Origin of the sequence: Paenibacillus sp. 2TAF8, from assembly GCF_052114825.1 — a bacterium.
GTDB lineage: Bacteria > Bacillota > Bacilli > Paenibacillales > Paenibacillaceae > Paenibacillus.
On record NZ_JBFRFN010000013.1, the window covers coordinates 88,298 to 107,179 of the forward strand.

Here is an 18,882-nt window from a genome sequence, read left to right on the forward strand (position 1 = left end):
CTCGGACTCGTTTATACTCAGACATCATCTGGGCTGCGCCGCTTTATGACAAGCCTGCTCAGCCAGATGCCTTATACGTGCGGGATACGGAACGTTAGAATCTCATATGGCTTGATGTCAAAAGCAATACGAGCATTCTCCACACGGCACTCGGTTTCGATATTCTCCAAGAGATCACATGCGTACGCTGTGACGCCTGTTCCTTCAGGCAATTGCAGGGAGGCATGGCTACGGCGGCCATGGGCTTCATAGACACGGATGATCATGTCATCATTGTCCTCGGCTTTTTTGATTACCTCAAGCACGACATTCTCCTGATCCACAGAAGCGAGCGACCATGTACCCGGCAATGTTCCGGTTTGTGATCCTACTTCCAGACCAACCAGCGGACGGTTGAGATCATAAGCCGCCTGGATGACACGTCCCTCACGGAAATCACCCTGATGCGGATAGAGGGAGTAGGTGAACACATGCTGCTCTTTGTCGGCATTTTCATTCGGATAGGTTGCGCTCTTGATCAGGGATAGACGCATTACCGAATTGTGAATGTCGTATCCGTATTTGCAGTCATTCAGCAGGGCAGCACCGTAGCCGCTCTCGGCTAGATCGGCCCACTTCTGACCACATACCTCAAACCGTGCCTGATCCCAGCTGGTATTGCGGTGTGTTGCACGTTCCACATTACCATACTGGATTTCATAGACGGCTTTTTCACTCCAAATATCAAGTGGGAAGGCAACTTTAAGCAACAAATGCTCCTGTTTCCAGTCGATGAAGGTACGGAAGTCGATTCGCCGTGTATGTGCGTAGAAAATGATATTCTGCTCAACGACAGAGTCTAGGAACTTTCTTTTCACTTGAAGCACGGAACGTACCGGGCCGCTTTCTACCCATTCCATAGATTGCAAGTCATTGACTTCCCACATATGCTGTTCATAATAATCGTCAATGTTCCATGCCTCATACTCCGCAGGACGATCCTCGAATACTTGCAACACATTGCCGCGCTCGCCGGATTGAAGCAATTCACGCCCCTCCAGCTTGTCCCACACGGAAATAAATTCAGCACTCTCATTCAGGCGAATATCATACCAAGGGGTCTCGATGGATTGCTGTTCGGATTGCCACTGGGCAACCGATACACCTGCACTGCCAAGATCAGCGGCGGTATCCGGCGTGATACGGAACGTTTTGTATCCTGATGCAGGCACGTTTTCGGCAAGGAACACCAGTCCGCCTTCTGGTGTGTACTGAGTTGATACAGGACGATCTCCATCGTGTACCGTTACTTTTTTCGCAAAAGCAGGCAGTTCCACCACATCGGTACGTGCAAAGCCGGTTGGGTTAAAGACAACGATAGCTTCGCCGTTCGACGTAATCTGGCTTACAATGCCGTTCAAAGCGCTGCTCTTCAACTCGTCCGTGACACGCAGCACCTCTTCATACTGCTCCTGCGAATCGATGTATACTTGCTCAATCGAGCTGCCTGGCAAAATATCATGGAACTGGTTCAGCATCGTTAGCTTCCATGCATGCTCTAATGCGTCTGTTGGATATACGGCTTGTGCATCCCCCTGACGTTGAATCATAGAGAACAGCTCGGCATCGGACAGTGCAAATTCGCTGTGACGGTTATACTTTTTATTACGAGCCATAGACGTGTACGTACCGCGGTGATATTCCAGATACAACTCGCCTGACCAGCGCGGAACCGAGCGTACTCCGTCAAGATTCTGTTCTAACTTTTCAAAAAATTCACGCACGAATGTACGTTTCACCGTTGGTACGCCGGGTAGTCCTTTTTCAAGCCGTCTTCCGTGCTCCAGCATCTCCTCCGTTGGTCCACCGCCGCCGTCTCCGAAGCCGAAACATTGCAGTACATCCGTGTTGATGTCTTTGTTCTGATATCGCTGCCATGTACCTTTCACTTGTGAAGCATTGAACCGTCCGTTGTACGTGGTTTCGAAACGATGCTTTCCGAATTCCGGGTGTGGGATATAGTCTTTGGCCGTAATGAAATGCGTCAGAACTTCAGAACCGTCAATGCCTCTCCAATACATCGTATCGTTTGGAATCTGGTTGGTATCATTCCAGGCAATTTTAGTCGTCATAAAATAGTCGATCCCGCTCTTGCGCATAATCTGCGGCATCGCTGCACTATAACCGAATACATCAGGCAGCCAGAGTACACGGTTCTCTACGCCGAATTCTTCCTTGAAGAAACGTTTGCCGTAAATAATCTGACGGATCATTGATTCACCCGAAATCAGGTTACAATCCGCTTCCAGCCACATCGAACCTTCGGCTTCCCAGCGGCCTTCGGCAACCTTTTCTTTAATTTTCTCATATAAAGACGGGAAGTCTGCTTTCAGATATGCATAGAGTTGTGGCTGGGAGGACATGAATGTGTACTCCGGAAATTTGTCCATCAGATAGAGCACGCTGGCGAAGCTACGGATAACCTTCTCCCGTGTCTGATCCAGTGTCCAGAGCCAAGCCACGTCAATATGAGTGTGACCAATGCAATGAACGGTCGGGATATGATCACTGTCGGGGCGAGTTTCTCCATAGATATGGTTTTGCAGATACTCGCGTGCTTTCAGTACGGATGCGTGAAAAGCTGCGCTGTTCTCTTGGCGTAAATCGAGCAAATTTACAGCTTCGTTCAACTGTTCGATCAGCTTCAAACGCTCCAAATCGTCCTCGCGTAAAAGGTCTGCCGCATCCAGTGCAGCCTTCAGGTCATAATACAGATTCGAAACAGGCTCATGATGCTCGGCAATATATACGTTCAGGAAAACATCGGCCGCGGATGTGCTGCAATAGGCATATAGCGCCAGCTCAAACTCTTCCCCTTTGACAGCAGCAGGAGTCAGATCGATCTCGGTATGGTTCACATCCAGGCCGCAGATCAGCTCTCCGTTCAGGAAGGCCAAAAATTGCGGGTTATCATAATTCCATATATCTGTGGCACCTGTAACGATGGCGCAGACGACCTTTTTTCCCTCCAGGTGGTCGGGAATGCGAATGCGGGTTTTGAAGCAGCTGTGTACATCTTTGCCGCCCCAGCCGTCCCCTTTGCGGAACACGTTCCATGAAGAAGGGTCTTCATGCACGAGATCCCAGGTATGGTATCCGCTCTCTTTATGATAAAGCTCAGGTATATATGTCTTTGACGTTAATCGTGCACTTTCCAAGTGTTTCACAATCGTTTGGATTCGAGTAGACAAGGAATTCAATTTCATATGTGTTTCCCACCTTGGTATTTAGTAAGTACAAGCTGTAAGGGTTTACTTCAACATCAACAAAAGCTGTAATAATGGAAACGCTGACATTTTAACTTTATCATATCAAATCAGAAATGCTAGAAACTACGTAATGTATGCTGAAAACACCGTCTTTTTATTGCATTTCATGCTAAAATGAAATTATGAATGATTAGGGCGTGTCCTGAAACCTACTGAAGTGCATCTTTTCCCCCCTTTTCGTCCCCTGCTACGTCACTTCCCCTTGACGTGCCCCGGCACGCCTGCGGGAAACTTCCTTGCTTGGAACGAAAATTCGGCAAAATCTGCTTTCTTCAGCGTTTTCAGACACGCCCTAGGGAAGGAGCATGTCCATGACATCATCGGTTTTAACATATGAGAAAGGATATGCGATCCATGTGAATCAGCCCGGGGATTCCCTTTATTATTACCTGGACTATGACGAGCGTTCGCATGATCTCAATATGGAGTTTCAGCATTTTCACGATTTCTATGAAATTTGTATTCTGCTGGATCGCACCGCTGCGCATATTATTGAAGGAAGTTTATATGAGATTCAGCCCTATGATATTGTGTTGCTTCGGCCTGCTCTGCTTCATAAAACCCAATATCCGAAGGGCGTGCCGCCCAAGCGGTTAATGATTAATTTTGCTATGCCTCGCAGTGTGTCTGGACTTGAGAACGGTTACAGCGAGCTGTTTACAATATTCAATGCACAGGTTCCTATTTTCCGCTTCTCGGAAGAACGGCGTAAGGAAGTTTTTGCGCCCCTCAACGACATTTTTGCGATATCACAGCAGTTATCTCCTATTCAATCGGTGGCTATTCATCATAAATTTGTCGAATTTCTATGTGGTCTTCATCGTTATGCGGCGGAGAATAGTTATGTTCGTGAGGAAAAAGGATCTTCCATGACCCAGCGAATGTATGCTATTGCTTCCTATATTCACAGCCACTATCAGCAGGAGATGTCGCTGGATGACGTGTCCAGACGATTTTATGTAAGTGCACATCATTTATCGCGCCAGTTCAACAAAGTCACAGGCTTCACGTTTACGGAATATGTGCAGATGGCCCGGATTCGAAATGCCCAACAATTACTACTGCATTCGAGTGAGAAAATTACGGATATTGCTGCCCAATGCGGCTTCACCAGCTTTTCGCAGTTCAATCGCATTTTTAATAAGCAGAATGGAATGTCGCCTAGCGCCTATCGACGAAGCAGACCAGCACAGGATGAGCGTGAGATGGTGTTTGTAGGGGAGGGTAAAGGGCATAAGGTGAATTGAGGGAGTAGTAAGGAGCACTATGCTAACCGCATCAATCAAGGCAGGCATGAGTGAAAGTTAGATCGAATGTCTGAAATGTGAGGTATGAGCGGTAAACGAAATCTTAGTATCAAAATAGGAAGAGTCAGCCCAATTAGGGGGCTGACTCTTCACCACATAGGGGAGTTAATTCATTTCAATACATAATCGGGTTAAAGTTCATTCTAAGACGTTGCAGCGAGCGTTAAAATCCCGTCATTCATTCGGTATACCTTATCACAGTAGGCAAGCATACGCTCGTCATGCGTGACCATAATGGCTGCTTTTTGGCGTGATTTTACCTCTTGTGCCATGAGACTGACCACTTCATGCGCTCGCTTGGTATCCAAACTTGCGGTGGGCTCGTCTGCCAGAATCAGGTTAGGATCATTCATTAAAGCACGAGCAATGGCTGTCCGTTGTTTTTCGCCACCTGACAATTCCTCTGGGAATTTCCGCAGCTTTTGTCCGAGTCCTAGCTCTTCCAATAGCTTCATGGCAAATTGCTGATCTTCCTTGTTGATGGTTCCAGACATTCTTTTGACGACGAGAAGTTGATCTAGAACATGCAGATAAGGAACTAGATTAGATGATTGCATAATAAAACCGATTTCCTTCAACCGTATGGTGGACAACTGTTTCTCCGTAAGCGTCGAGATCAGATTTCCATTCAGTCTGACTTCTCCCTCAGATGCTTTAAGCATCGCCCCAGCGATCGACAAAAATGTACTTTTACCAGAACCGGATGGTCCAACGACAGCAGCAAATTCTCCTGGCTCTACGGATAAGGACACATGATCAAGAGCCTTCATCTGATTACTTCCTTCACCGTAAATCATCGTGACTTCTTTCATCTGCAGACCTTTCGTCATTATTCAACCCTCCCGAGCGCTTTGAGCGGATCAATCTTTGTAATTTTGCGAACAGATACCAACGAGCTTAACATCGCAATCACGAGCAAGATGATGGAATAGGTCACGACAAGACTAGTCTCCAGCTTGAATGGCATACCTTTCGGCATAATCGCAGCAGTTCCGTAAGTCAGTAAGATACCGACCAGAATACTTGTTACCGAAAGCACAAATACTTGCGATACAATCGTTTTACTGAGAAATTTGTTGCTGGCACCTATAGCCTTCATAATGCCGAACTGATTTGTTTTTTGCATCGTGATAACATAAAAGAATACACCCAGTACAAAGGCAGATATAGCGAGCAAAAACGCAAGCATCATCAGAATTGTACCGTTCTCTTCTTTGTATCCGGGCATGCCTTGTACCGCTTCGCTTCGAGTAACGGTATCCGTACCAGACAACTTGTTAGAGATTTCAGATGCATCTATACTTTTGCCTTGTAACATGATGGCATTAACAGGTTCAGCCAAGCCTTTATCGGAACCTGGAGCAGCAAAGGCAATCTTCCGCCATTGATCCATCGGTGTAAATACGGATGCAACGTGGTTATACGTCTCATTCTCGACAAATCCGATAATGGTTAGGGATTCGGTCGTACCATCTAACTGAAACGTGTCCCCGAGTTTAAAGCCTTCATCTTTAAGGGAAGTATTCACCACGACACCCGTAGGGTTATCCGAAGATAAAGGTTGACCTTCGACTACCTTCGGTTCGAGGAAGCTTCCTGGAAGAATGCCAATGATCGCAATATCGACCTTATCCTCGTTCTTTGAACTTTCCTCCTTCATTGCGGTCGCCATCGTACTGCCCATGGGTGCGGCAGCTTCAACATTAGGCAACTTTTCCGCCTCAGTCACCTGTTGACCAGACAATAAAGACTTGCTCATGGAAGACTGGGAACCCTCTTCAAAAATGACATAGTCTGCTTTCATATTTTTAAAGGTAGATGCAGCCAGCGTGGACAGTCCGTTGCCTAGACCAGATAAAATAAATACCAGCCAAGCGATCAACACAAAAATAATGATGATCATTAGAAATTTCAATTTACTGTGCATTAGTTCTTTTACAGCTAAAAACACTTTCTCACCCCCTATTTTTTTATGACACTTGTGTCAAATTTGAAGTGTCGCGACACACGTTCTCATTTATTAAACAATATATATGACACATGTGTCAAATTAGTACCAAGAAGAAAACTCAGCTCTTGGCTCCACCAATCCACGTTTGAAAAAGCAGTCTACCCCAATCGGCTGTAGGCACATTCATCATGTTAGGCGTGTTAAATAAGTTAAAAAAGACACCAATAAGTACAGGTAGAGGGATATCTTGGCGGAGAGATTTATCCTGCTGAGCACGTTCAAACAAACGTGATAATTGAATTTTGAGCGTTTGATGCGCATCTTCAATAAATTCAAGATCTCTCGCTGCCGCAGGAGAGTTGGAGGTATTAATTTTATTCGCATCCCCTAGAAGCTGATGGAGCGCAGCTTCTTCAACGTAAATAAGAAGCAGTTCTTCAAGTGCTTTCATTGGATCGGACTCATCAACGGCTGATGCATGTTCTAATACATTAGCGATGACTCGCTTCATGCAAGCAGCCACAATCTCTTCTTTATTGGAGTAGTATTGATAGATAGTACTTCGAGCTCCAGAGAGATGCTGCGAAAGCAGCTTGAGGTGGAAACCGTCGTACCCATGCTCAAGCATCAACTTTTTGGTCATATCCAGCAGCTCTGTCTCTGTAAACGATTGCTTTCTTCCCATGAACAATCTCTTCTTTCGTCTGATTTAAAACGTGTCTTGTGGTGATACAATGGTGCACTGTACTACCACCCATTTTACTGATTATATTCAGTTTAGCATAAGATACCCGAATGCCGAATATAGACCAATGAAAATGACAGGGAATCCATCTTTATTAGTTGTCCCTAAAAGCATTACCGCGTTAACGATTCTTTTCGCCCCACTCGCACAGCTGTTCCAGCACAGGTAAGAGGGTTTGCGCTTTGGGTGTCAGTGAATATTCTACTTTAGGCGGGATCTGCGGGAACTCCTTACGCTTAACTAATCCATCAGCCTCCAGCTCCTTGAGCTGTGCACTTAAAACTTTGTACGTAATTGCTCCAATCTGCCGCTGCATTTCATTGAAACGAATCGGTTGCTTGGCAGCGAGCAGATATAAAATAATCATCTTCCACTTTCCACCGATGACTGACATCGTGTAGCCAAAAGGTGTATCTTGAATAGCCATATTTTCGCTGTCAAAGTCGGATATGCCCATGTATACACTATCCTTTCAGATAGTACCTATCTTTATTGTGCGTACTATCCTAATCTTTTTGCCCAGTCTATACTAGCCTTAATTTAAAGTAAAGGGGTTAGTAATATGACTACAATACAAACCTATAACCATGATCTCTGGGATCATGGCATCTCTCAAGGCTACTGCGTCAACAATACGCTGTACATCTCTGGACAATTTTCTCACAATGCAGAAGGTAGCTTTGTTGGTGAGGGGGATATTCAGGCACAAGTGTTACAGACATTGGAGAACTTGGATACCGTATTAGCACAGTTTGATGTAACAAAGTCTAATCTCGCTTATGTTGAAATTTACTTGACCCAGGCGAAGGAGCACGGGGAGATTGCTATTGAAATGTTTAAACAATATATGGGTGAGCATCGACCAGCGGGAAGTATGATTGGGGTAAATGATCTGGCATTCCCTGAACAGTGGGTGGAGATTCGAGCCGTTGCCCATGTTGGTTAAAAAATAGGCAACAACAGGATCGCAACTGTATTAGTTAGAGGCGTAATGATATAAAAAAGATAGGCAAGCCTACGAATGAAGTAGGTTTGCCTTATTTTATCTATATGATGTTTCATCCGTATCATTGTTGCTTCGAGTGTATATACTATGTGTATACGAAAGAGCGGGGGCGTGATATAATGAGTCCAAAATCTCGGAATCAAGGAGGGTTTTCTATGTCGACTACTGTGCAGAAATGGGGAAATAGTTTAGGGATTCGAATTCCAAGCCATATTGCCGAAAAAATTGAGGTATACCAAGGAACGGAAGTTGATTTGATTGTAAGTGATGATAACACACTTATCGTGGTACCTCAGAAGAAAAAGCCGACCTTGGAAGAATTGCTGGCACAGTGCAAACCAGAAAATCGCCATGATGAAATTGATTTTGGCAGAGAAGGGAAAGAATTAATCTAAATGAGTGCTGAACGGGGAGATTTAGTCTGGATCAATTTTAATCCACAAACCGGACACGAACAGGCAGGCAGAAGGCCTGCTATTGTGCTGTCGCCAGCAGCATTTAATGAAGCAACAGGATTTGTCTCGGTTTGTCCTATAACGCATACGGTAAGAGGCTGGGGGTTTGAAGTATTGCTGCCAGAAGGGTCATATTTTGATGGGGTCATTTTAACAGATCAAATTAAGAATCTGGACTGGAAAGCTCGTCAAATCGATATCGTTGGTAAGGCCCCCGATGAAGTTGTAAGAGAATGTCTGAACAAAATACGTACGTTTTTGTAGACATCTGAGTCATACATAGATTTTATCCAGCAAAAGCAAACCCGCTAAACAACGGGTTTGCTTTTTTCTAACTTTACTGTGACTGTTTAGGCATACTTCAAAACAGTACTCTCTTTACACCAATTCTTTCGGTGCAAGCTCAATGGCGGAACGAACAGCTGCCAGCATGCTTTTATCATCAGCGATGTTTTTGCCAGCGATATCAAAGGCAGTCCCGTGGTCCACGGATGTACGGATGATGCCGCCTTTCAGGCCTACCGTGATATTAACGCCTTCCTCAATGCCCATCACCTTGATTGGGGCATGACCTTGGTCGTGGTAACAGGCTACAACGATGTCGAAGTCGCCACGGCCTGCACGGAAGAATAGTGTGTCCGCTGGCAGTGGGCCAACGACGTTAATGCCTTCCTGCTGCGCGCGCTCAATGCCGGGCTGCAACTTCTCTTCTTCTTCCCCGTTGCCGAACAAGCCGTTCTCTCCGGCATGAGGGTTAATCCCGCACACCGCGACGCGTGGATTGTCAAAGCCTGCTTTTTTCAACGTATCATGAGCCAGCTTCACGACCGTATAAGTTCTTTCGGGGTTAATGCTCGCAATAGCATCAATCAGGCCCATATGAGTGGTTAGGTGAATGACGCGCAGGTTAGGCGTAGTGAGCATCATGGAGAAGTCCTCCGTGTCCGTCAGGTCTGCCAAAATCTCCGTATGCCCTGGATACAGATGGCCGCCCAGATGCAGTGCTTCTTTGTTCAGCGGTGCTGTGCAGATCGAGTGAATCTGTTTCTTTTTCGCCAAATCAATGGCTTTCGCAAGAAACTGGAACGCCGCATCTCCCGCTACAGCAGATACTTTACCGTACTCCAGATCAGCAGGAACAAGGTTCAGGTCGATGACGTCGACAGTACCGAATTCATATTTTGCTTCTTCTGGCTCCTGAATAGCATTCACTTTCAAATTGGAACCGATTACGGGTAGTACACGCTCTAAAATCTTTGCATCACCGATCACAAGCGGGTTGCATTGATCATACACCTCTTGATGTCCCAGTGCTTTCATAATAATCTCGGGTCCAATGCCTGCGGCATCGCCTATCGTAATACCTACTGTGGGTTTCATACGAGAATGCCCCCTTTTAATTTTTGAATCGCTCGGATAAAGACGTCCGGTTTGCCGAATCCGCCTGCTTTGGTAATCACATATAAATCTTCAATACCCATAAATCTGGAGATCGGCACGCCGATTTCAAGCTCGTCCAACAGTTCGAAGCCGCTGATATTCCATTTCAGACAAATCTGTTTGGCTGTATCGCCGCCTGTCATGGATACCCCTTTGAAGAGGCCTTCTTCGAGCAGTCTGGCACAAATTTCGCCTATCGCACGTACGATTTCGTTGCTGACTTGGGTGTGATTCAATCCGCGATTYTCACCTGTAGCCCGCGCCAGCTCAATATCGATGGATTCAGCAGTGGAGTAGAGCACAACATCTTCCCCCTCCAGAGCTTTGGTTCTGACCTCATCGTAGACTCGTTCCATCTCCGCTGTACGGTCTGCCTCTGCTGATACGGCTTTGAACGAATGAAACGATACGGATGCAATCCGAGACTGACGGAGCAAACGATACAACTGCTCACGAGAGTTTTTGTTCACGCTGCCGACGACGGTCAGAATTGGACCAGTACTCTCGGGGATCGTTAGTACAGCAGATTTGGATTGCAGTTCATAGTGAGYCGGGAGATAGTTAGCAATCCCTGCTGAACCCGTCCAGGCAAATGTATAGGGCATGTTCCGTGTCATCTGCAAAATCTGCTCCAAATGCGCTTCCTCCGTGGAATCCACCAGTACATACGGGATGTTGTTTTGTTTGAACTGCTCCAGTTTGGCGTGTACTTGTTGTTGTCCGGCTTCCAGATCACCAACGGTAATCTCACCCACGCTATATTTCGTCTGCTGCTTGAGCAGATCGGGCAGGTAGGAGACCGTCACGGGTGTCTTCGGATCAAGAGCAATCTCCGTCTCTGCGAGAGGCACGCCGCCCAGGTAATGAATGCCCTCCAGAATAGTGCGGTTGTTTTTCGGATAACCCGGAGCGATCATCATGAAATCGGGTTTCACCACATCGTATACGGCATCAATCTCGATGCCAATATTGCCGCGCATGGTGGAGTCCATCTTTTTGAAAAGGGTATCGAACCCGTTCTCAGTCAGCAGCTTGGCTGCACGATATACGCGATCATAAGCTTCCTCCGCCGCAACAGAGCGGCTGTCTGTATCAAAAACAATGGTATCATAAGAGGCCAGTGATGCCTCATCCATATTAAATAGAACACTTGTCTTCAGGCCATGCCGGGCTAGCTGCACCCCGCTGTCATTGGCTCCGGTCAGATCATCTGCAATAATGGCCAGTTTCATGCAGTCATCCCTCCTTTATAATTCTTTTGTTACATCACCCATATAAATTGAACCAAAGGTGTTTACACAGGCCACTCCGATGACAGAATAACCTTCCAAGCGCTGTTATCCCCAGATTTTTTTAGAGTCCCTTTTCCAAAGGGGAAAATCCGGTGATAAAGGCCGAAGCTTATGCTTCCGATGTAGCTTTCTTTCAGAAAGCTTTTAGCTTTGCTTTTCCAGGTTTTTTCTGTCCTCTCCGATAATGTGTAAAAAATAATTCAATTTAGATGGTTAAAAAATTTAAAAATGAAATTATTCAGTATTAATACCCATTTAATTATGTGGTCGGTCGTTCATTATATTTGGCGATGCCGCCTGATTTCTCCAGTCGTTTGGAGAGGAAGCCGATAAAGATCGGCAGTAGAATCGCCGTGGTCACAACACTTGCCGCAATCTGCACTGTAGCGATCTCCGCAATGGGGCCAAATGACGCGTTGGCAGCTACGATGGCAGCTGGTGTACCTACCGCATTACCCGCTGTGGAACCTTCGGATGCTCCGACAATGGGATTCCAGCCGATGGCTTTGAAGAGCAAGTATCCAACCCCGCCTGTAAGAAGCACAGTCAGCACGCCGAGTAGAATTCCGCCGAGTCCACCTTGGATAATGGAGGAGAAGTTGATTCCCATACCGAGCGCAAAGGCAAAAAACGGAACGAGCTTGTCACTGCCTTTGTGCAGCCATTCAGCCATATTACGATCCAGATTACCAATAATGACACCAACAATCAGTGGAAGCAATACCGCAACAAAGGACATGGGGGAGAACATGCCGTTCGCAAACCCCATTGCACCAAAGATCGAGAGCGCTACCATCGTTAGAAACGGTCCGTCACTAAGTGCGAGGAACGGGTAGGCTGCTTTGTCGTCTTCCTTACCGTATTGACCCGCAAGTGCGATGTACAGGCCACCATTGGAGTTGGTCATGGCTGCGATAATGGCAAGCGGAGCAAGTCCTAGAAATAAGCCGTTTGAGTCGGCGAGTAGAATAGCGATGAAACCAAGAGCAGCACCGATTACCCACTTGAACGTAAGCAGGGTCAAACCTTTGCCGACAGAGGAACCAGCTGTTTTGAACGTAATCTGTGTACCTGCAATTAACAGGAATAATGCAATGAGTGTACTCGCACTGTTCACAAAAAGAGCTTCTGTAAATCCGCCGATGCGCAGGGCATTCGGGAAAAATGTATTGATTGTTGCACCCAGCAAGAGAGGAACAACCATCATGCCGCCAGGGATGCGATCGAGAGTAGCTTTAATGTTCATAGTCATAGCTCCTTATGAAGTAATCGTTTTCTTGAAGCGCTTGCAGGGATTATGTTATCTTATATCGTTTAATTTAGCAACATAAAATTATTTTAATTTTAAATAAGTATATAAATGTTTAAAAATGCAACACATTATCTATCGGATCAGTAGATCATCCATTGAACGAGTAGAAGGAATTCCTATTTTGCTTCATAAAGAACTAAAAGAGTTGAAAATGAACTGGTGAAATCCAAGGAAATAACAATGAGAAATGAATACATGAAACGAATACATGGCAAATGAAAAAACGCCCATAAACTCCATAAAACAGCCCATAAAAAAGACCACAAAAAAAGGCGTAAACTTAAAGTTAATCTTTAAGTTTACGCCATAATGTGGCTCGGTTAATCCCCAGACGCTCAGCGGCTTTGGATTGATTGTTGTTTTCTTCCTGAAGCACCAATTGGATAACTTCTTTCTCTATTTCCTTCAATGTGCCGTTTAGCTTCATTGCACTTGTATTTGCCGCAGACTGCTGATGTAGTAAGCGAGTTAAAGTTCCGCTCGTAATGACATAATCCGGTTCGTTCAGCGCGGCTTGTTTGATCAGATGTTTCAGTTGATTGATGTTCATATATGCAGCTTGATCCCGGATTAGCTGTAGTGCATCCTCTTTAATTCGTACAGCTGTCGTGCCGTATTTGTGATAATAACTCGTCAGGAAGTGCTGCATCAACGGTTCAAGATCCTCCGTACGGTCGGCAAGGCTTGGCATGATAAGTGTGTTCAGCTTCAGCTTAAGTGTCCAATTCGGATCAGGCACATGCTCGCTTAGAATAAACAGGCCGATGCTGTTCTGGAGACAAGTCTCGATGAAAGTCAGCAGCTCGGGATCTTGCAGACGTGATTCAATTTGATTGAGCTCCACTGTTTTCACCTTGTTTAGCGGAATTTTGTGCAAATGACCAGAAGGAACCTGAGAGAGGTCAATCTGTAGCAAAAGTCCGCTGCCAGCGTGCATCTGATGCATATGTTTGACCAAGAAGGATTTCCCTGAATCGGCTTCACCCAACAAGTATATGGGTTCATGATGAGCATACAGTGTGCGGATGTTCTTTAATACAGCCTGCATGGCAGGTGATTCGGCAACGATGGGTTCCATCGAGGAATCGGTAAACGTAGTGATGCCGAATTGTGCAAAGGCATAAGGCTCTCCTTTTTCAAGCATATACACCTTGTAGCTCTTGTTATCCAGCTTGGTTTCATAAGCTTGCACTGTCAATTGATATTCATCGACCATGAAGACGTTCTGAATTTTGGATTGATGGAACTCCAGGCTTGTGTTCATTAGATATAGATGATTTTCGGTGAGTGGATTATGGTTAAAGTCGGCCCAGTTTTCAAACACCACTTCATCCTGCTCTCCCAAAATCAGCAGATTCGGATGCTCTTGGGTCACGAGATCATGGAGTAAGACGGACACGGTCTGATTTTTGCTTAAATACCGATAGACTAGCTGTGCATCCTCCATAGCTCTGAGAATGGACTCCGTACCCGATTGGATCAACAAACCGTCCAGACCGTAGGCCTTAGCGGTGCTCACTGTGATCACGTCACCTACAATTTGCTGGTAGCCAGACGCTTTCAACTCCAGCAGTAGCCTAGCTACATCTTCTGAGCTATGTATCGTATACACTTTGAGCGGCAGATCCATGAGGTCGATAATGGACTGCGCGCCAGACGTGATGTTGGAGAAACCAACGATGGCCGTATGTCCGTTGAACTGGCTTGCCAGTGTGAGGGAACGAATCATATCGTAGCCAGATAGCTGCACATCAATGACCGGCACGGTCACCGCTTGTTTAATGAGTTGCGCGGTTCCGCCGCGGCTAATGATAATTTCTGCACCGTTTTTTTCGGCCTGAATCGCCAGCTCGGCACCTTTTGCCAAGTCACCTACATCGGTCTGGATGGATAGCTCAGGGTAGCGCGGGATGCATTCTTCTATAATAGGAACCATCGATTCATAAGGAGCGATGAAATGAACTCGTGTACGCATAATTTTCCTGCCTTTTATAAAATCATTGATCCCTTTATTATAGCTAATTTGAAGAAGAAAGGCATCCTTGAAGGGGGAGTGAAGCGAGGTTTGAAGAACGATGTGACGAACTGCACTGAATCGAATGATCATCTATTTCAAAATTAAAGCATTATGGAAGCAAAGCGTTTAAACGATTAAGATAGAATAAGTCCGTCATGATCAAGTAATGGAGGAAAGGAAGTGCAGACATATGCCCAACATACATAAAGCCGCCGACCCAGACCACATTATCCAGTGTGTGATAGAGCGATTTCCCTGCAGAGTATTGTGGAGTGAGGGGCGTCCTTGCCTGGAGTATCAGAAGGAAGAGGATGTCGCGATGATAACGGAATACGTGAGAAATGCATACGGTGTAGAACTGCTGGATGTCTTTTTTACGGCGGTGGAGAGCTTGCCAGAGGAGATGATATGAAAACAGCGTTAAAGAGAATAGCATATACAGCATCCGTCATAGTTGGAGCCTTGTTATTGTTTATAGTCATCAGCTTTGTTAACCATCTTATCCAATTGAAGAAGGAATCCGCGCTCTTGGCCTCACCGGGTGTCTTAGTTAATGTACATAACCATAAAATGCATGTCTACACCGAGGGCTCTGGCCCACAGACACTGGTCTTTCTTTCAGGTGGGGGCACATCGGCACCAGTACTGGATTTCAAAGCACTTTATTCGAAATTAGCCATACAACACCGAATTGCTGTAGTAGAGAAAGCGGGTTATGGTTTTAGCGAAACAGCTGACATTCCAAGGGATATCGACACGATATTAGAAGAGACCCGTACAGCACTAACTAAAGCTGGTCAGAACCCGCCGTACATATTATTTCCACATTCCATGTCGGGTATTGAGGCATTATATTGGGCGCAGAAGTATCCTGATGAAGTAAAAGCTATCATTGGACTAGATTCTACGGTTCCAGAAGTGTATGAGACGTACCCGCTTCCCTCGAAACTGATGATGAATGTCACAACTTTGGCTGCAAGAGCAGGAGTTACTCGTTTTTTTCCGGGAATTGCAGAATCTTCTGCAGCCATTCAAGAGAATCGGTTATCTACCCATGATGTGAAGCTGTACCGGGCATTATTTTATAAAAACACCCAAACGGTTAACATGAATGAGGAAATAAAGATGATTAAGGCGAACGCCGAAAAAGTCGATAAACAAGGAACCCCGGACGTGCCAATGTACTTTTTTATATCGAGTGGTGACGAATTGCCCGTAGATCATTGGCAGGCTGATCTTATAAAGTATAGCGAGAAACTGCATAATGGCAGATACCTGATCATTGACGGCGGACATTATCTACATAATACGAATACCGAGCAAATAGCGGAGGAAAGTGCGAAGTATATTGCAGAGTTATAAAGAGTTCATTATGAAAACTGAAACGCATGCGGTGTTATTCATGTATTATATTCATATGAACATACCCGAAGGAGGAACAAATGGTGGGAATCTTATCGAGGTTTAGAGACGTGATGAAGGCCAATGTCAATCATATGTTGGACCGGGCAGACGACCCGGAGAAAACGGTGAATGAGTATATGCGCAGCTTGAGTAGTGACTTGGGTCAGGTAAAGGCCGAGACAGCTGCGGTGCTGGCGGATGAAAATCGGGCTAAGCGGGCACTGGATGAGTGCCAGGCTGAGGTGAACAAGCTGCATCGTTATGCTGAGAAATCGGCGGAGTCAGGTGATGTGGATAAGGCACGCAGCTTTTTGGAGAAAAAAGTGAAACTGACGGGTAAACGCAATGAATTGCAAGCGGCATATGACCGGGCTTCCGCCAAAGCACAGATGATGAAACATATGAACGATAAACTTGTTGCAGATTTGGGGAAATTGGAAGCAAGACACGCAGAACTGAAAGGCCGAATGGCTGATGCGAAGGCAAAGCAGCAGTTGAATGAACAAAATTCCTCTGCAAGCCGCGCGGAATCCGCGTTTAAAGCAATGGAAGATCAAGCGAATCAGGCACTGAACGAAGCGGAAGCACTTGCAGAGCTTCGCGCAGGCGCACAGGAAGATGATCTGGATGAACTTATTGCACAGCTGGAGCGGGATATGAACGCAGATGCGGGTAATAGGGAGAGAGAGAATCAGGCTCCAAGTGCGGACGAGGAACTGGCTGCGATTCAGGAGAAACTAGGGAAGTAAGACATCCGATTTAGCACGGAGGTGAACAGATGCCGGTATTAGAGTATAAATGTCCGAACTGCGGCAGCGGCATGATTTTTGATAGTGTGTCCGGTGCATTATCCTGTCCGAGCTGCGGACGTCAGGACAACATTGAACAGCTTCCTGATCCTTTGAAGAAGCAGGTATTCACCGAGGGGGAAGTGAAGGAATATCACTGTAACAGCTGCGGAGCAGATATCGTAACCGAGCCGGAGACAAGTGCAACGACATGCAGTTTCTGCGGTGCGGCGGTGGTACTGAGTGACCGGCTGACGGGCAATTTGGCCCCGGCGATGGTAATTCCTTTTTCCATCAATAAAGAGCAAGCGAAACAGGCATTTAAAAAATGGTGCAGAAACGGTCTGCTCACTCCTGGTGGCTTCATGACCGCTGATCGCATCCAGAGCGTTACCGGTATATACGTGCCGTTCTGGCTGTATGATCTACATAACCGAATTGAGGTTCATGCTCAAGGCACTAAGGTACGCTCCTATACGCAGGGTGACTACCGATATACGGAGACGCAGCATTTTGATATTTATCGTAAAATTCGGTTGGAATACGTGAATCTGCCCATCGATGCATCTGAAAAAATGAATGACGAGCTGATGGATAAGCTGGAGCCTTTTCCCTACAATGAGCTGAAATTGTTCAAAACCCCGTATCTGGCGGGATATATTGCGGAAAAATATAGTTATACCGAAGATGAGCTTTTTCCACGGGCCAAGGATAAAACGAAATCCTACATTGATTCGTACATCGCCTCTACCGTATCGGGATATACCAGCGTGAGCTACACCAATAAAGAGATCGATACCAAGCTCAAAAATGCAGACTATGTGCTGTTACCTGTATGGATGGTCAACTATGATTACAACCGCAAACAATATACCTTTGCCATGAATGGACAGACGGGAAAAGTGGTCGGCAAACCGCCAATCAGTAAAGCTAAAGTGGCCGGATGGTTCACGGGTGTCGCCGCCGTTTCACTGTTGTCGCTGAAGCTGGTGTCGTGGATGATGGGAGGCGGATTCCTGTGAGCAAAAAGAGACCCTTAGTTGCGATAGCAGCGCTAATCGTACTTCTAGTGACCATGCTCGCTCCGATCTTCCCAGTATCATCGGTATCCGCAGCAGAGAACAAAAACCTCATCTACGATGAGGCTAACCTGTTAAGTGAACAGGATCGGACTGAATTGAACGCACTGGCGAATCAGTATTCGGCCGAGCGGCAGACGGACTTGATTATCTACACCTCTAACAATGAGGAACAGAAGAGTGACAAACTGCTTGCCGAAGAGTTCTATGATAACCGGGCACCGGGATACGATAAGCCGCATGGGAATGCTGTTATCCTGACCATGGATATGTATCATCGTGAAGTATACGCAGCTGGATACTACAAAGGTGAAGAATACGTTGATAACAGCAGGGTAGATAAAATTACAGAAAAAATTGCTCCAGATCTGTCGGATGGAAATTATCGGATGGCTTTTGAAAAGTTTTTGAATCTGTCTTACGAATATTTGGACCTTAAGCCTGGGGTGAACCCGGATAATATTTTATTCAAAACATGGTTTCAACTTGCTGCATCCGTAGCTATTGGTGGTATTGTTGTTGGTGTCATGATGTATCGTTCGGGTGGGCGTGTCACGGTAAATCGTGCAACCTATGAGGATTCGGAGAACTCGCATGTGATTGATCGTCAGGATCGATATATTCGTACAACGGTCACGAAGACCAAAATTGAGAAGAATAACAACAATAATGGCGGAGGCGGCGGTGGAGGTACGACCGCAGGTGGACATTCACACAGCGGTAGCAGTCGGTCGTTCTAACTTTAATCACCAGATACATCGTCAACATGTATTGAAAG

At 45.9% G+C, this 18,882-nt stretch carries 18 protein-coding genes; 9 read left to right on the plus strand and 9 right to left on the minus strand.

Going from position 1 to position 18,882, the window contains the following annotated elements:
* Window positions 1–71: 71 nt before the first annotated feature.
* Window positions 72–3,245: an alpha-mannosidase gene (locus tag AB4Z30_RS19385; RefSeq protein ID WP_441929134.1), complete on the minus strand. Its 3,174-nt coding sequence runs from the start codon at window positions 3,243–3,245 to the stop codon at window positions 72–74.
* Between the two features lie 374 nt (window positions 3,246–3,619).
* Between AB4Z30_RS19385 and AB4Z30_RS19390 the strand changes: the two genes are divergently transcribed.
* Window positions 3,620–4,555 carry a helix-turn-helix domain-containing protein gene (locus AB4Z30_RS19390; protein ID WP_441929135.1) on the plus strand — a complete coding sequence of 312 codons (936 nt, stop codon included), beginning with the start codon at window positions 3,620–3,622 and terminating at the stop codon, window positions 4,553–4,555.
* Window positions 4,556–4,758: 203 nt separating this feature from the next.
* Here AB4Z30_RS19390 and AB4Z30_RS19395 read toward each other — a convergent pair whose 3' ends face one another.
* The 4 genes from AB4Z30_RS19395 to AB4Z30_RS19410 all read right to left on the minus strand — a co-directional run bounded on the left by AB4Z30_RS19395 (window position 4,759) and on the right by AB4Z30_RS19410 (window position 7,768).
* Window positions 4,759–5,445, minus strand: a complete 687-nt coding sequence (locus AB4Z30_RS19395; RefSeq protein WP_441929136.1) for an ABC transporter ATP-binding protein — start codon at window positions 5,443–5,445, stop codon at window positions 4,759–4,761.
* Window positions 5,445–6,566 (minus strand): ABC transporter permease, encoded by a 1,122-nt coding sequence (locus tag AB4Z30_RS19400; protein ID WP_441929137.1) that lies wholly within the window; start codon window positions 6,564–6,566, stop codon window positions 5,445–5,447. Before AB4Z30_RS19400 ends, AB4Z30_RS19395 begins: the two co-directional genes overlap by 1 nt.
* Before the next feature lie 118 nt (window positions 6,567–6,684).
* Window positions 6,685–7,251 (minus strand): TetR/AcrR family transcriptional regulator, encoded by a 567-nt coding sequence (locus AB4Z30_RS19405; protein WP_441929138.1) that lies wholly within the window; start codon window positions 7,249–7,251, stop codon window positions 6,685–6,687.
* A gap of 181 nt (window positions 7,252–7,432) precedes the next feature.
* Entirely contained in the window at window positions 7,433–7,768 is a 336-nt protein-coding gene (locus tag AB4Z30_RS19410; RefSeq protein WP_441929139.1) for a winged helix-turn-helix transcriptional regulator, read from the minus strand.
* A 105-nt stretch (window positions 7,769–7,873) separates the two neighbouring features.
* Here AB4Z30_RS19410 and AB4Z30_RS19415 point away from each other — a divergent pair, with 105 nt between their 5' ends.
* From AB4Z30_RS19415 to AB4Z30_RS19425, 3 genes are all read left to right on the plus strand, one after another.
* A complete protein-coding gene (locus AB4Z30_RS19415) occupies window positions 7,874–8,257 on the plus strand; it encodes a RidA family protein (RefSeq protein ID WP_441929140.1) in 384 nt (127 codons plus the stop codon).
* A gap of 215 nt (window positions 8,258–8,472) precedes the next feature.
* On the plus strand, window positions 8,473–8,712 hold the full coding sequence (locus tag AB4Z30_RS19420; protein ID WP_240037094.1) for an AbrB/MazE/SpoVT family DNA-binding domain-containing protein: 240 nt from the start codon (window positions 8,473–8,475) through the stop codon (window positions 8,710–8,712).
* Window positions 8,713–9,036 (plus strand): type II toxin-antitoxin system PemK/MazF family toxin, encoded by a 324-nt coding sequence (locus AB4Z30_RS19425; RefSeq protein ID WP_441929141.1) that lies wholly within the window; start codon window positions 8,713–8,715, stop codon window positions 9,034–9,036.
* A 114-nt stretch (window positions 9,037–9,150) separates the two neighbouring features.
* On the opposite strand, the gene pdxA is transcribed toward AB4Z30_RS19425, so the two are convergent.
* The 4 genes from pdxA to AB4Z30_RS19445 all read right to left on the minus strand — a co-directional run bounded on the left by pdxA (window position 9,151) and on the right by AB4Z30_RS19445 (window position 14,791).
* Window positions 9,151–10,152: a 4-hydroxythreonine-4-phosphate dehydrogenase PdxA gene (gene pdxA, locus AB4Z30_RS19430; RefSeq protein WP_441929142.1), complete on the minus strand. Its 1,002-nt coding sequence runs from the start codon at window positions 10,150–10,152 to the stop codon at window positions 9,151–9,153.
* Window positions 10,149–11,444, minus strand: a complete 1,296-nt coding sequence (locus tag AB4Z30_RS19435; protein WP_441929143.1) for a four-carbon acid sugar kinase family protein — start codon at window positions 11,442–11,444, stop codon at window positions 10,149–10,151. The genes pdxA and AB4Z30_RS19435 overlap by 4 nt, the downstream gene beginning before the upstream one ends.
* A 319-nt stretch (window positions 11,445–11,763) precedes the next feature.
* Window positions 11,764–12,750, minus strand: a complete 987-nt coding sequence (locus AB4Z30_RS19440) for a 2-keto-3-deoxygluconate permease (RefSeq protein WP_441929144.1) — start codon at window positions 12,748–12,750, stop codon at window positions 11,764–11,766.
* A 352-nt stretch (window positions 12,751–13,102) separates the two neighbouring features.
* Window positions 13,103–14,791, minus strand: coding sequence for a PrpR N-terminal domain-containing protein (locus tag AB4Z30_RS19445; protein WP_441929145.1), 1,689 nt, complete (start codon window positions 14,789–14,791; stop codon window positions 13,103–13,105).
* A 232-nt stretch (window positions 14,792–15,023) separates the two neighbouring features.
* Here AB4Z30_RS19445 and AB4Z30_RS19450 point away from each other — a divergent pair, with 232 nt between their 5' ends.
* From AB4Z30_RS19450 to AB4Z30_RS19470, 5 genes are all read left to right on the plus strand, one after another.
* A complete protein-coding gene (locus AB4Z30_RS19450; RefSeq protein WP_441929146.1) occupies window positions 15,024–15,245 on the plus strand; it encodes a hypothetical protein in 222 nt (73 codons plus the stop codon).
* Window positions 15,242–16,195, plus strand: a complete 954-nt coding sequence (locus AB4Z30_RS19455; protein ID WP_441929147.1) for an alpha/beta fold hydrolase — start codon at window positions 15,242–15,244, stop codon at window positions 16,193–16,195. The genes AB4Z30_RS19450 and AB4Z30_RS19455 overlap by 4 nt, the downstream gene beginning before the upstream one ends.
* Before the next feature lie 83 nt (window positions 16,196–16,278).
* On the plus strand, window positions 16,279–16,986 hold the full coding sequence (locus AB4Z30_RS19460) for a PspA/IM30 family protein (protein WP_441929202.1): 708 nt from the start codon (window positions 16,279–16,281) through the stop codon (window positions 16,984–16,986).
* A gap of 29 nt (window positions 16,987–17,015) precedes the next feature.
* Window positions 17,016–18,047 (plus strand): TFIIB-type zinc ribbon-containing protein, encoded by a 1,032-nt coding sequence (locus AB4Z30_RS19465; RefSeq protein WP_441929148.1) that lies wholly within the window; start codon window positions 17,016–17,018, stop codon window positions 18,045–18,047.
* A gap of 53 nt (window positions 18,048–18,100) precedes the next feature.
* A complete protein-coding gene (locus AB4Z30_RS19470; RefSeq protein WP_441929203.1) occupies window positions 18,101–18,844 on the plus strand; it encodes a TPM domain-containing protein in 744 nt (247 codons plus the stop codon).
* Window positions 18,845–18,882 lie beyond the last annotated feature (38 nt).